The sequence below is a fragment of the Radicibacter daui genome (genome assembly GCA_030657355.1).
GTDB lineage: Bacteria > Pseudomonadota > Alphaproteobacteria > Radicibacterales > Radicibacteraceae > Radicibacter > Radicibacter daui.
The window spans coordinates 2,905,807-2,918,943 of record CP131056.1 but is presented as its reverse complement, the minus strand read 5'-3'; the positions used below and the strand labels follow the sequence as shown (position 1 = coordinate 2,918,943).

Below are 13,137 nucleotides of genomic sequence, written 5' to 3'. Positions count from 1 at the left end.
TCGGAAATGACCGCAAACCACACGGGCCAAAGTTTCGCCATGTCTGGAAGGTTTGACGCCGCGCCCCCGCGGCCCTTCTGGCGGCGACCGGCAGCAGCCTTTGCCTTGCGCATTGTTGCTCTTGCTGCCCTCGCTTTTCTTGCCGCCAGCACCATTCTCCCTCCGCTCGCCAAAGCTGACACCGCGGTGGCTGCACCTGTTGTCGCCGAACCTGTCTCTATGGCCTCTGCCGCCGAGTTACAGGCACGGCTTGATGCCGCGCTTAAGGAGCAGCGTTTTCTCGCCGGCCAGGTGGAGGAGCTGAAAGACCAGCTTTCCCGCCGCAACCAGCAGATCGCCGATCTTGCCGCGCAGCTTCAGTCTGGCGCCAACCCTGCCCCGGTTGCAACCCCGGCTGCGGTTGCCGCCAAGCCGGCAACGGGCATCCTGCCACTCGCCGCGGCGGCCGGCGCACTCGTGACCAGCGGAAAGAAAGTCGTTGAGGCGCCCTCCGCGGCGCTCGATGCCCGCAGCGGCCTTGCCACGCTGCTGGTTGCCATCGTGCTCTTTACCCTGTGGGGCATGGTGCGCAGCCGCCGCGCCTCGCAGCTGAGCCGTCGCCCCGGCGGCTGAACCCAAACCGCCTTCCACCTGCTTTTGCGGGCTCGTTTGATTGCAACAAGGGGCGCGAGAATTTCATCTTGCGCCCCTTGTTGCGTTATCATGCCTTTTGCCGGGTTTTCCGGCGGGCAGAAGGGACGCTTTGAAGGGTATGACAGGCGGGTTGGCGCGGGGAAGGACGTTGGCTGGTGTGCGGGGCGGGCTCGTTGCCCTGCTGCTGGCTGCCGCTCCGGTCTTGTCCGCCCGGGCCGCCGGGCCTTCCACTGACCCGCCGCCGGTCAACGAGCCGCAGGGCGGTTATCCGGCAAATCCCCGGCAGGTGGCGCCGGACGAGGGGCAGCAGCAGGGTATCCCCGGCTTCGTGCTGCCGGCACCCTGGTCACACCCCTTCGTGCCGACGATCAAACCGCGTGTCGTCGCCCGGCTTATCGGGCCCTACACCAATGCCGGCAGCTTTGATCGCGATCTGACGCGCCTTTGCCGTCAGGGGCTGTTCGAGGAACAGGTGCAGGGGTTGTGGCAGGTCAAGTTCGTCGACGAGGTAAAGCCGGCAACGCTCGGGGCAGCAAAAATCGGCAGTAATCTCATTGATACCAATAAGGTGGCCGAGAGGGATCAGGTCTACCTGTTCCGCAATGCCGACAGTCCGCGCTGCGAGGTCTATCGCTGGCAGGGCGACTGGCCGCCCCGGCAGTAACGCGCCCTTCAGCCGTTTGCCGCCACCACCTTGATCGCCGGCGCCACCGTATAGAGGCGCATGCTCTCCTGCCGGCCGCGAATGCTGCGCTCCGGCAGCCCGACCAGCCCCTCATACCCCACCAGTTCAGCCGTCCGGGCGGACACCAGCAGGCTGGTGCCGCATTCCTTGTTCATCTGCTCAAGCCGTGCGGCGACATTTACCGCGTCGCCATGCACGGTATAGGAAAGCCGGCCGCTGGCGCCGACGGCGCCGGCCATCAGTTGGCCGGTGCAGATGCCGATGCGGCAGCCAAGCCGGTGGCCGGCAAAGCGCCGCCGCTTGACCTCTTCCAGAATATCGCGCGCCGCGCTGATGGCGCATTCGGCATGTTTTTCCGACGGTAGCGGCACGTTGAAGGTGGCGAGGATGGCATCGCCCTGGAACTGGGTGACGACGCCGCCATGCTGCTCCAGTACCTCGACGAGGGTGGAGAAATATTCATTCAGCATGGTCACGATCTCGGGCGGCGCAAGCTGCTCGGAAAGGGTGGTGAAGCCTTCGAGATCGCAGAACAGCACCGTTGCTTCGGTGCTGATCGGTGTCATCTCGCCGCCATCCTTGAGCAGGGCGGTGGCCACCGCCTCCGGCAGGTATTTGCCGAAGAGATCGCGGATCTGCTCGCGCTCGCGCAGGCCGCGCACCATGAGGTTGAAGGCACGCGCCGCATCGTCGAATTCGCGCACGGTGTCACCGGGCAGGGGTGCGATGGTGGCGAATTCCCCTTCCTGCACCTGCCGGGCAGCGCGGGCGAGGCGCAGTGTCGGCAGGGCAAGTTTGCGGCCGAAGGCCAGCGCCACAAGGATGGCGATGACGACGACGACCAGGCCGGTCATCGCGGCCCAGCGCAGGCGCTGCATCTCGCGGGCGACGAGGTCGATGCTCATATGGGCGCCGATGGTCCAGGGCACGACGCCGAAGCGCGTTTCCGAGCGGGTTAGCATGACATAACTGCCTTCACCGGGGACACGCAGCGAATAGAGATGCGTGTTGCCGCCTGCCACCATGCCCTCGTCATGCACCTTGTCGGGATGCTCGGCCCACTGGGCCAGCACGGGGTCTCCGATATCGCGGGCTCGCGGCAGTGCTGGTGTGTGCTTGTCCACCGGCCGCCAGTCGGAGAGGGCGGGGTGGATAACCACGCGGTCGCGCCCGTAGAGCACGAAACTGGTGATACCCTGCACGTCGTTCTCGAAGGTCAGCTGGCGGGAGATATCGGCAACCGAAAGGCCGATCATCAAAACACCCAGGAACCTGTCGTCCTTGAGGAGTGGAATGCGGTAGTTGAGCAGGGTCTGGCCTTCGCTTGCCACCACCACCGGCTCGGCCCAGTGCCCGCCCTTGCCGGCGCGTTCTTCCTCAAGCATGCGTGTGACCTTCGTCTCGCGCGACAGGTCCTCTTCCTGCACCTCTGCACCTTCCCGCTCCACCTTGATCAGGTGGCGGTTTTCGAAGATGACACCGACGCCCAGTGCCTGGGGGGTTCCTGCCGTCGCTGCGCGCAGGGCCGCCACCATTTCATCCCGGTCGTTGACATCGAGCGTGCCCTCCGCCACCTGGCGGGCGAGCCACTGTGCCTCGGCTTCGATCGGGGTCATCACCGCATTGACCGCGGCGGCCTGCTTGTCGAGGATGAGTTGTGCCTGCTGGCGCAGCAGGCTGTCGGTATTGCTGAGGCCGCTGACGAGGCCGAGACCGAGCACGAGACCGAGGGCGGTGATCATCAGCCCGGCGATGCGGGTGATCAGCGTATAGCGCAGCGACACGCTGCCACGGCGGCGGCGCGGGAAAAATCTTCTGAGCCGGCTCAGGCGGCGCAGCGGTGCCTCTGGCAATCCCGTTTCCTCTTCTGTTCTGTGCCGGCGGTGGCTGGTGGCATCCGGAGGGCACGCCTTCCAGCATGCCGGATTCAGCCCCGGCATGGACAGCAGATATTATGCCCTCAGCTGCTGCGCCGCAGGCCTAAGGGGCGACTTGGCCGCTTTTGAGGCAGGCTGTTGGCCGCAACCGCGCCGGATATTTAGTTTTGTTGCTGCTTGAGCGACGCAAAGGCATCCAGCGCCCGCTGGCGCCCACTGGCAAGGTCCACCAGCGGTGCGGGATAGGCTGCCCTTGCCGGTGCGACGGCTGGCGGGGCGAGCCAGGGTTTGTGGATCCAGGCAGCCGGCAGCGCGGCCAGTTCCGGTACCCAGCGGCGCACATAGGCGCCGTCGGGATCGAATTTTTCACCCTGCAGCACGGGGTTGAAGATGCGGAAATAGGGCGCGGCATCGGCACCGCAGCCGGCGACCCACTGCCAGCTTGCCGAGTTGCTGGCAAGGTCGGCATCCACCAGCGTGTCCTCAAACCAGGCCCGCCCGGTCTGCCAGGGCTGTAGCAGATGCTTGACCAGAAAGGAGGCGGCTATCATCCGCACCCGGTTGTGCATGAAGCCGGTGACCCAGAGCTCGCGCATACCGGCATCGACGATGGGAATGCCGGTCTGCCCGCGTTGCCAGCGCGTGAGCGCCGCTGCATCCTCGCGCCAGGGAAAGTGCCGGTAGCGGGCATCGAGCGGCGCCTCGCGCAGCCCCGGATTGTGATAGAGCTGGTGGTAACAGAACTCCCGCCACAGGAGCTCGCTGGCGAACTTGTCGGCACCCTGGCTATCAGCCTTGCCAGCACTGGCGCGCCGCAATTCGTGCCACACCTGCCGCGGGCTGAGATTGCCGGCATGCAGATAGGGCGAGAGGCAGGAGGTGGCGCCGGCAATATCCGGTCTGTCGCGCCTGTCGGCATAAGCGCCGATCCCGTCCTTCAGAAACTGCTCCAGCCGGCGGCTTGCTTCCGCCTCTCCCGGTATCCAGCGCGCACGGAAACCACCCGCCCAGTCCGGCCGGGTGGGGGTCAGGCCCCAGTCGGCAAGGTCTTCGCTTCCGGGCCACTCGGCCGGGGCGGAAAGGTGCGTCGGAGCCGGGGCGGGCTTGAAGGGTTCACCCCGCTTTAGCGCGGCCTTGCTGAAGGGTGTGAAGACGCGGAAATGACCGCCTGTTGCCGGCTTCAGTTCCCAGGGCTCATGCAGAAGGGAGCCGTTGAAGCTCTGGGCAGCGATGCCCCGGGCGCTGAGTGCTGCCTTGATGGCACTGTCCCGTGCGATGGAGACGGGATCGTAACAGCGGTTCCACAACACCCGGGTTGCGCCGGTTTCGGCAATGAGGGCGTCCAGCATGTCACCCGGTTTGCCCCGGCGCAGGATCAGCCGGCTGCCACGGGCTTCCAGGGCTGTGGCAACGGCCCTGAGGCTGCCTTCCAGCCACCAGCGGGCAGCCGCGCCGGGATAATGCGGGTCTTCCCCCTCTGGCTCCAGGATATAGACCGGGATGACCGGTGCGTTGCCGGCGGCCAGCAGGGCGGGGTTGTCGGCAAGGCGCAGATCCTGGCGCAGCCAGATAAGGGTCAGGTCCGTGCTGGTCATGGGCAATCAGGGCTCGGGCGGGTTGGAAACTCTCTTGCTGGTACGGTGCGGGCAAAGCGGCAGATCACCGCCTTGTCTTCCGGAGCCGGAGCGTCTCATGCCGCGCGGGCCAGCCTGTCGCTTGGAAAGGTAAACAGCCGCTCCCGCCCGATGACATGGGCGTGAAAGCGTGTGGCAAACAGGGCCCGGAACGGGTCGGCAAACACATTGAGCCCGCCGGTATATTGCCCGAAGGCCGGCAGCACGAGGCGGCGGCCGTTCTCGATGAAGCAGCGCCCGCTGATAGCGGTGCCCCGCAGCGGCACCGTTGCCTTGGGATGCAGATGTCCGGCGATTTCCAGCTCCATACCGCCAAGCGCGGCCGAAGGTTCGTGCCGCAGCACGATATCGCCGAGGCGGGCTTCGGCCACGCGCTCCCCCTTTAGCCAGTCTGGCAGATCGGGGTCGTGGTTGCCGGTAATCCAGCACCAGCCGCCGTGGGCCATGAGTTCGTCCAGCAAGGCACGATCAGGCGCCAGAAGCCTGTCGGCGGCGCGCCGGTCGTGCAGGGAGTCGCCAAGGCAATAGACCGCTTGCGGCTGCAGCCGGTCGATCAGGGCCTTGAGGCGGGTGAGCGTGGCGCGGGTGTCGTAAGGGGGCAGCAGATGGCCGGCGCGGGCAAAGCTGGTGCCTTTTTCGAGGTGCAGGTCGGCAACCAGCAACGCCGTGCGGGCCGGATGCCACAGCGCGCCGCCCTGCAGGGCAACAAAGGCTTCGGCGCCCAGATGGAGATTGGCTCCGGCGGCAATGCCGGTGCCCGCGATGCTCATTTGCCTGTCCATGCCCTGAAAGATGCCGGGGAATTTCCGGGAGCATAGCGGTGTGGGCACGGGGGCAAAAGACCCGGTGCAGCAGATTGGGCTGCCGGCGGCCAAGAGGCTTTTTCGTCCGCACATTTGGCTGTAAGACAGGCGGCAGGACGGCAGGAGGCGGCGCCGCACTGCCGGTGGAAAGGGAGCCATGAACAACCAGGGCGTGATCATTCGGCTGTGGGGTGTTTTGTGGATCATCGTGGCTGCCGCGGTGGTGGCGCAGCTCTTCTTCCTCGATCCCTGGCTTGATGTTCAGGTGGCCAACCACTTCATGGGCCGGCATGGCTGGGTATTTGCCAGCAATCCGCTGAGCGATTTTTTCGACGAGTATCGCCGGCCCCTGCTGCTGGTGCTGGCCCTGCTGCCGCTCATCGCGCTGGTTCTGCGGTACCGGCAGGGGCTGCGCTTCTGGGATGTGCCGGCGGCGGTGGCCTCGATGGTGCTGGCCAATGCGCTGGTCGCCAACGTTATTTTCAAGGGCCTGTGGGGCCGGGCGCGACCGCGGGATCTTGCGCTTTTTGGCGGCGACGCCAGCTTTACCCCGGCCTGGGTACCGGCGGACCAGTGCAGCAGCAACTGCTCCTTCATTGCCGGCGATGTCGCCTTCATCGTCTCGGTGGCCGCCATCGTGCTGCTGTTTCCGCCCGGCAAGCGGCTCGGCTGGTCGCTCTATCTGCTGGTAACCGGCCTTGTCGTCTCTTTCCTGCGCATGGCCGTGGGGGCGCAGTTCCTGAGCGACACCATCTTCGCCGTGCTCATCACGCTGCCCATCGTGCTGCTGGTTGACGCCCTGCGCCTCAACTATCACCGCCGCCACCGTCCCGCTCTCGACCTGCCGCCGCCCGAGGTGGATGAGGACAATTGAGGGGAACCCGCGGTCGCAGCCGATTTTTCCTCCAAACTTTCTAACTATGGTAGCATCCGCCCCGTCCGGAACTGTGCCGGTCTGTCTCTGACCCGGGGGGTGACGAGAAATGGTGAAATTTATCACCGAGTACAAAACACGTTTTCAGCACCGCGTATCGCATCCCAGAGGGTTGCACCCAGACATCGATTTTGACGAACAGTACAGTTACAAGCTGCCTGGCAAGGCGGTGCTGGTGCTGGAAGGCGTCAAGCATATCAAGAAGCAGGAATATGACCGCTGCGGCGGCGACGCCTTCAAGCTCCTGATCGACCAGACCTTTGATCAGTATGCGCGCGATATCCTGAGCGAGATGCGCGATGTCACCGACCAGAACTACACCGCTTATCTGAAGTCCAGGAAGGACACCTTGAGCTGGGAAGCAGAGCAATGGCAGAACTTCTGTGACGACTTCAAGGAAAAGCAGGAAAAGTATCTGTCGGACTGGTTCGACAAGGTGGTGAAGGATGCGCTCAAAGGAGCGCTTGAGCAGATGAAGAAGGCGGTCAAATCCAGTGACGGCCCCACCCAGACAGTCAAAATTTCGGCGCCGATGGCCTTTGGGTTGCTGGTGAAGGCTAACCCTCTCAAATTCAAGGTCACCAGCAAGTTCAAGACAGACCACCTGCTGAAAAGCGCCAACCTGTCAAAGAAGAATTCCATCGCCGAAGCGGTGGAGCGGTTCGAGCGGAATCAGGCGATCACCAAGAGCAGCTGGATGCTGATGGATGAATCGACCGTGCTCAACAAGGTCAAGGCGGCCAGTCATGTGGCGCAGACCTATCGCGGCAAGCAGCAGCTGGCGATGCAAATTTCGGTGACACGCCGCACCGTCGATATCGATATCCTGACGGAAAAGCAGTCCAAGCAGTACGAGTGCATTGAGACCACGATCCGCGGCAAAAAGTTCTATCTGAACTGTTCGTCGCAGGAAAAAGACGTGAAGATCAACGTCATGGGAGAGTGGAACCCGCTGACCGGAGAGGTCGAGGTCTATCACTATGACGAAGGCGCCTTCAGCACCGCCCATGTGATGCTCGATGCTTATCTCGAGTGGATCTACGACCCCGAGACCAAGACTTACATTCGTACGACCGCGAAGTAACCCCGTCTTTAAAGCCTCAGGCTGTGCTGCCGGCCCTCGTCCCCATTGTGCTGCTTGGGGGCGAGGTCCGGCATGGCCGCTTCCACCAGTTCATTCGCCGCTTCTGCCAGCAAATCATCAAGGGCAGAGCCGTAAACCTGCTCGCGTCCAATCTCCAGCAGGATAGGCACGGCGAGGGGAGAGATGCGCTCCAGCCGGCGGAAGGTGATGTGCCCACGCGCGCGTTTCAGCGCCTCGCCCAGCCGGCGGATGTCGGTCAGGCCGCGCGCGGCGTCCTGCCGTGTGGCCCGCAGCAGGATATGGCCGGGGTCGTGGCTGCGCAGCGTGTCGTAGATAAGGTCACTGGAGAAAGTGACCTGCCGGCCGGTTTTCTTTTCGTCCCCGGTATGCCGGCGCTCGATAAGGCCGGCGATGAGGGCGACGTTGCGGAAGGCCCGGCGCAGCATGGAGCTTTCCGCCATCCAGGCCTCAAGGTCATCGCCCAGCATGTCCTCATCAAACAGCTCGCGGGTCTGCTGCGCATTGGGCGCCTTCACCGACCAGATGGCGATGACATAGTCGGTCGCCACAAAACCCAGCGGCCCCAGCCCCATACGCTCCATGCGGCGGGTCAGCAGCATGCCGAGCGTCTGGTGGGCGTTGCGGCCTTCAAAGCAGTAGGCGACGAGAAATTCACGGTTGCGTTGGGGAAAGCTCTCTATCAGCAGGCTGTCCGCCTTGGGCAGCACGGAGCGGTAATGCTGCTGGCGCAGCCACTCCCACACCTCTTCCGGCAGATGTGGCCAGGCACCGGGATCGGCGAGGATCTGGCGCACGCGCTGCGACAGGTCCGTCGTCAGCGGCAGTCGGCCGCCGGCATAGACCGGCACCTTCGGGTCCTGTCCGCCGCCCTTGATGCAGAGCGCATCATGCTCGCGGATACCGGCAAAGGTGAGCAGCTGCCCGGCAAAGAGGAAGGTATCGCCGGGAGCAAGGCCGTTGATGAAATATTCCTCCACCTCTCCCAGCGTGCGCCCGTTCTTGAGCCGCACCTTGATCAGCGGCTCTTCCACGATGGTGCCGACATTGAGCCGGTAGGAGAGGGCGAGGCGCTTGTTGGCAATGCGGTAGCGCCCCTCTTCATCGCGGGAGAGTTTGGCAAACCGCTCATAGGCGCTGAGGGCGTAACCGCCGGTGGCGACGAAATCCAGCACCGCCTCGAAATCCTGCCGGCTGAGCGCCGAGTAGGGTGCCGCCCGGCGGATTTCGGTAAAGAGCTCCTCGCCAAGAAAGGCACCGGCGCAGGCCATGCCGATTATGTGTTGGGCGAGTACATCCAGCCCGCCGGGGCCTGGCGGTTCGCCATCCAGCTCCTTCGCCCGGATGGCGCCGATAGCAGCCTCGCACTCCAGCACCTCGAACCGGTTGGCCGGGGCGAGCACGGCGACGGACGGGGCATCGAAACGGTGGTTGGAGCGGCCGATACGCTGCAAGAGGCGACTCACGCCCTTGGGCGCGCCGATCTGGATGACGAGATCGACCGCACCCCAGTCGATACCGAGATCAAGCGAGGAGGTAGCGACGACGGCGCGCAGCGCTCCGGCCGACATGGCGGCTTCCACCTTGCGCCGCTGCTCGACGGCAAGGCTGCCATGGTGGAGCGCGATGGCGAGGCCATCTTCATTGATCCGCCACAGCTCCTGAAAGATCAGCTCCGCCTGTGCGCGCGTGTTGACGAAGAGGATGGCGGTGCCGGTGGTGGCCTTGAGGCGCTTGTAGATATCGGGCAGGGACTGGAAGCCCATATGCCCGCCCCAGGGCAAACCTTCACTGGGCACGAGAATATCGATCTGCGGCGCCTTGCCGGAGCTGCCCTTGACGAGGCGCACGCCAGCGCCGGTGGCATCCTTCGACAGCCAGCGGGCGAGGGCCGGGATATCCTTTACGGTTGCGGAGAGCCCGACGCGCCGGCAGTTCGGCGCAAGGCGGGAGAGACGGGCGAGGCCAAGGGACAAAAGCTCGCCGCGTTTGCTGTCCACCAGCGCGTGCAGCTCATCAAGGATGATGCAGCGCAGGCCGCCGAAGAGCTTGTGGGAATCCTCATGGCTCAGCAGCAGCGCGAGGCTCTCCGGCGTCGTCATCAGGATATTGGGCGGATCGCGTCGCTGGCGCTGGCGCCGGTTGGGCGGGGTGTCGCCGGTGCGCGTCTCTGCCCGGATCGGCAGGCGCAACTCGGCAATCGGGCTTTGCAGGTTGCGCTGGATATCGACGGCCAGCGCCTTCAACGGTGAAATATAGAGTGTATGGAGGCCCGGCCGGGGGCGCTCCGCCAGCTCCACAAGGCTCGCCAGAAAACCCGCAAGCGTCTTGCCGCCGCCGGTTGGCGCCACCAGCAGCGCATCCTCGCCGGCTTCCGCCGCGGCCAGCATCGCCAGCTGGTGCGCATGCGGCGCCCAGCCCCGGCTGGAAAACCAGCCGGTGAAGTTGGGGGGCAGGGTCGGGGAAGGGGGCATGCTCATTCTGCCCCTATCTCCGCCGTGCTTCCGGCAATGGTCAAGGGGCGGTGATCTTCAGCCGCGCGAGGATGAAGTCTGCCCGGTCCGGGACGGCGGTTTTCGGCAGCAGGACGGGCGTGTAGCCAAGCCGTGGATAAAGCTGCATCAGGCGCTCATGCTCCGCCACCGCCTCGTCGAACCCGTGCCGGCGTTGTGTATCGCCGGCATAAATCTCCAACCAGGGCGGCGTCATGAAAACGGTGGAGCAATAGGGCGGCGCTGTTTTTGCCGTCTCTTCCGCAGGCTCCCCGGCGAAATGTTCCAGAGCGCCGGCGGCATCAACCCAGCCGCGATCAAAGAAAACTGGTCCGGCTTTGCCTTCGACGGCGGTTCGGTCGGCAGTCGCCAGATCAAGCGCGCGGCGGGCGAAGGCGATCATGTCGATCCAGGGCAAGGCGCTGCCGCCACTTGCCATCTCGTCCTTGACGATCCGGCGTCCCGGCTCTTCCACCGTTGCAAAACCCCGTCCGGCCAGTTCTGCCAGCAAGGTTGATTTGCCGCCGCCGGAACAGCCGGAAAGGACGACGCAATGTCCGCTGCGGTGCATCGGAACTCTTTTCTTTCAGAGCGTTAAATCTGTCTCAGCCCTTGCGACTGGCAAGACAGGCAATCACATCCGGCGCGTTCCGCTCCGGCGGAAAGACCGGATAAAACACCTTCTCTATACGCCCGTTCTCGATGATCAGGGTCAGGCGCTTCAGGAGTGTAAGGCCGGCGGCGCTGAAGAGCGGCAGGTCGAGGGCTCTGGCGAGGGCGAGGTTGCTGTCGGACAGCAGCGGAAAGGGCAGATGAAGCCGGTCTGCGGCTTCCTTCTGATAGTCGGTGTGCTGGGTCGACAAGCCGAACAAGTGGCTGACGCCAAGCTGCTTCAGTTCGACGAAATGGTCGCGGAAGGCGCAGGATTGCGGGGTGCAGCCGCGCGCTCCCGGAATGGCATCCCAGCCGTCGAGTGCAGCGCCATCCGCCGGGCTGGTGCGCGGATAGGCATAGAGAACGGTCAGTCCCTCAAGCGCCGCAAGATTGACGCTGCTGCCGTCGGTAGCGGGCAGGGCGATGGGCGGCATGTGAAGGCCGGTAAGGTGGCGGGCCTTGCCGTCATTCACCGGGATGGCCGGCGTTGGAGGGCTTGCGATCGCCATCAGGCGGGCCTGCGGGAAGGCGGCAGGGTCGCCGCTTCGGCGATGGCTCGCATCGCGGCCTTGTCTTCGTCACTTGCCCGGCCCGGCAGCATCATAAGGAGATTGGCGAAGGCCAGCTCTGCGGTGCCGGTTTGATCCGGCCACAGGCAGAGCTTTTGCAGCTCTTCCTGTTCCAGCCGTTCGGCTTCCAGCTCCAGTGCCTTGATGCCGCTGCGCAGCTTTTCGCTGGCGGGGGAGGGGGCCGGGCCGGGGCCGCTCTTGAGGCGGGTGCGCAGCGCGCGCAGGCCGCGTACGATCTCGTCATGCCATTCGGCAACGGTTTCTTCGGCGCGCCGGCGCTCTTCCTGCGTCAGGGTGTGATTGCAGCGGGCGCCGAGAAAGGCTGCCCACAGCAGCAGGTTTACATCCGCACCGTGGCGGCTTTGAAGAAAAAGGCACGCCTCGGCCACGCCCGGTTTGCCATAGACCTCCAGCGAGAAGGCCCAGAGCGACGGGGCGGAGCCGGGCGTGCCCGGTCCTGTTCCCGAAGGAGAGATCAGCTCAGCCACTTCACCGGCTGGTCGCCGAAGCACACGCCGACGCCGCGGCCGGCACGCACCAGCGGGCCATCCACGTCAACGGCGCCATATTCCTTGATGGCGTCTTCGATGAAGACATCCTGCACTTCGCGGTTACGCCACACGACCATGCGGTCGAACTTCTCCTGCGCGATAAGGTCCACGGCATGCACACCGAAGGCGGTGGCGATGACGCGGTCGAGCGGGGTGGGCGAGCCGCCGCGCTGCACGTGGCCCAGCACGGTCACGCGGGTTTCGGCACCGGTCATCTCGGAGAGCTTGGCGCCGACATAGGCACCGACGCCGCCATACCGCATCTCGCCGCCGGAAAGAGCCTGCTTGAAAGCGTTGCCTTCTTTGTCGGTCACGGATTCGGCGACGACGACGAGCGAGAAGTTACGGCCACCGCGGCGGATCGCCTTGATGTGGTCGGCAACCAGCTGCAGGTCGACGGGGATTTCCGGGATGAGGATGGCGTCAGCGCCGCCGGCGATGCCGGAGTTGAGGGCGATGTGGCCGGCGTCGCGGCCCATCACCTCAACCACCATCACACGCTGGTGGGAAGCGGCGGTCGGCTGCAGGCGATCGAGCGCCTCGGTCGCCACGTTCACGGCGGACTGGAAGCCGACGGAGAATTCGGTCGCGCCGACATCATTGTCGATGGTTTTGGGGATGCCGACGATCTTGATATCGCCCTGCTGGCAGATCTTGCGCACGATGGCCTGGCTGCCGTCGCCGCCGATGACGATGAGCGCATCGAGCTTCAGCATGCGGAAGCCGTCGACGATCTCCATCGAACGGTCCTTCAGCGTGCCGTCCGGCATCGGATAGGCAAACGGATTGCCCTTGTTGGTGGTGCCGAGGAAAGTGCCGCCTTCGCGCAGCAGACGGCCGTCGAAGGTGTTGACGTCAAGCTCCTGGAAACGCAGCGGACGCTCCAGCACGCCAACGGTGCCGTCCTCGATGCCGAAGATCTTCCAGCCATAGGTGAGGCGCGCGCGGTGCACGGCGGCCCGTACCACCGCGTTGAGGCCGGCGCAGTCGCCGCCGCTGGTCAGAATGCCGATACGCTTGTCCGCCATGGCGGTATTCCTCATCATCGAAAGAGAGCGTTATCCGGCCCCGGAAGGGGGATGGGGCCTTTCCAATTCGGCGCCAGTCTTGCCCTAAATAGTTTATAACCGCAAGTGTCCGAAGGTCCAAAAACGCAAGCATTGGAAGATTTTCGAAGACGGCCTGCCAACCACAACAGAAGCG

Annotated in this window: 12 protein-coding genes; 4 read left to right on the top strand and 8 right to left on the bottom strand. The window is 64.7% G+C overall.

Annotation, left to right across the window (positions count from 1 at the left end):
• Nucleotides 1-105: 105 nt before the first annotated feature.
• The gene (locus tag QTL98_RS13780; RefSeq protein WP_445679041.1) at nt 106-612 is read left to right on the top strand and encodes a hypothetical protein; all 507 of its coding nucleotides are present in this window, start codon (nt 106-108) and stop codon (nt 610-612) included.
• 178 nt (nt 613-790) lie between these two features.
• Entirely contained in the window at nt 791-1,297 is a 507-nt protein-coding gene (locus QTL98_RS13775) for a DUF8265 family protein (protein ID WP_510637575.1), read from the top strand.
• Nucleotides 1,298-1,305: 8 nt separating this feature from the next.
• Here the strand turns inward: QTL98_RS13775 and QTL98_RS13770 are convergent, their stop codons facing one another.
• The 3 genes from QTL98_RS13770 to pdeM all read right to left on the bottom strand — a co-directional run bounded on the left by QTL98_RS13770 (nt 1,306) and on the right by pdeM (nt 5,599).
• Nucleotides 1,306-3,171 carry an adenylate/guanylate cyclase domain-containing protein gene (locus tag QTL98_RS13770; RefSeq protein WP_445679039.1) on the bottom strand — a complete coding sequence of 622 codons (1,866 nt, stop codon included), beginning with the start codon at nt 3,169-3,171 and terminating at the stop codon, nt 1,306-1,308.
• A gap of 185 nt (nt 3,172-3,356) precedes the next feature.
• Nucleotides 3,357-4,790 (bottom strand): cryptochrome/photolyase family protein, encoded by a 1,434-nt coding sequence (locus tag QTL98_RS13765; RefSeq protein WP_445679038.1) that lies wholly within the window; start codon nt 4,788-4,790, stop codon nt 3,357-3,359.
• 95 nt (nt 4,791-4,885) lie between these two features.
• Nucleotides 4,886-5,599, bottom strand: coding sequence for a ligase-associated DNA damage response endonuclease PdeM (gene pdeM, locus QTL98_RS13760; protein WP_445679037.1), 714 nt, complete (start codon nt 5,597-5,599; stop codon nt 4,886-4,888).
• A gap of 190 nt (nt 5,600-5,789) precedes the next feature.
• Between pdeM and QTL98_RS13755 the strand changes: the two genes are divergently transcribed.
• Both QTL98_RS13755 and QTL98_RS13750 read left to right on the top strand, forming a co-directional pair.
• Complete coding sequence (locus QTL98_RS13755; RefSeq protein ID WP_445679036.1) at nt 5,790-6,506, top strand: phosphatase PAP2 family protein; 717 nt, start codon at nt 5,790-5,792, stop codon at nt 6,504-6,506.
• Nucleotides 6,507-6,678: 172 nt separating this feature from the next.
• The gene (locus QTL98_RS13750) at nt 6,679-7,650 is read left to right on the top strand and encodes a hypothetical protein (RefSeq protein ID WP_445679035.1); all 972 of its coding nucleotides are present in this window, start codon (nt 6,679-6,681) and stop codon (nt 7,648-7,650) included.
• An 8-nt stretch (nt 7,651-7,658) separates the two neighbouring features.
• Here QTL98_RS13750 and QTL98_RS13745 read toward each other — a convergent pair whose 3' ends face one another.
• Genes QTL98_RS13745 through QTL98_RS13725 form a run of 5 tightly spaced genes read right to left on the bottom strand, consistent with a single transcriptional unit; the run spans nt 7,659 to nt 12,962 of the window.
• The gene (locus QTL98_RS13745) at nt 7,659-10,148 is read right to left on the bottom strand and encodes a ligase-associated DNA damage response DEXH box helicase (protein ID WP_445679034.1); all 2,490 of its coding nucleotides are present in this window, start codon (nt 10,146-10,148) and stop codon (nt 7,659-7,661) included.
• Nucleotides 10,149-10,182: 34 nt separating this feature from the next.
• On the bottom strand, nt 10,183-10,731 hold the full coding sequence (locus QTL98_RS13740; protein WP_445679033.1) for an AAA family ATPase: 549 nt from the start codon (nt 10,729-10,731) through the stop codon (nt 10,183-10,185).
• 34 nt (nt 10,732-10,765) lie between these two features.
• The gene (locus QTL98_RS13735) at nt 10,766-11,323 is read right to left on the bottom strand and encodes a peroxiredoxin (protein ID WP_445679032.1); all 558 of its coding nucleotides are present in this window, start codon (nt 11,321-11,323) and stop codon (nt 10,766-10,768) included.
• Nucleotides 11,323-11,871, bottom strand: coding sequence for a TIGR02444 family protein (locus tag QTL98_RS13730; RefSeq protein ID WP_445679031.1), 549 nt, complete (start codon nt 11,869-11,871; stop codon nt 11,323-11,325). The genes QTL98_RS13735 and QTL98_RS13730 overlap by 1 nt, the downstream gene beginning before the upstream one ends.
• Nucleotides 11,859-12,962, bottom strand: coding sequence for an ATP-dependent 6-phosphofructokinase (locus QTL98_RS13725; RefSeq protein WP_445679030.1), 1,104 nt, complete (start codon nt 12,960-12,962; stop codon nt 11,859-11,861). The genes QTL98_RS13730 and QTL98_RS13725 overlap by 13 nt, the downstream gene beginning before the upstream one ends.
• Between the last annotated feature and the right edge of the window lie 175 nt (nt 12,963-13,137).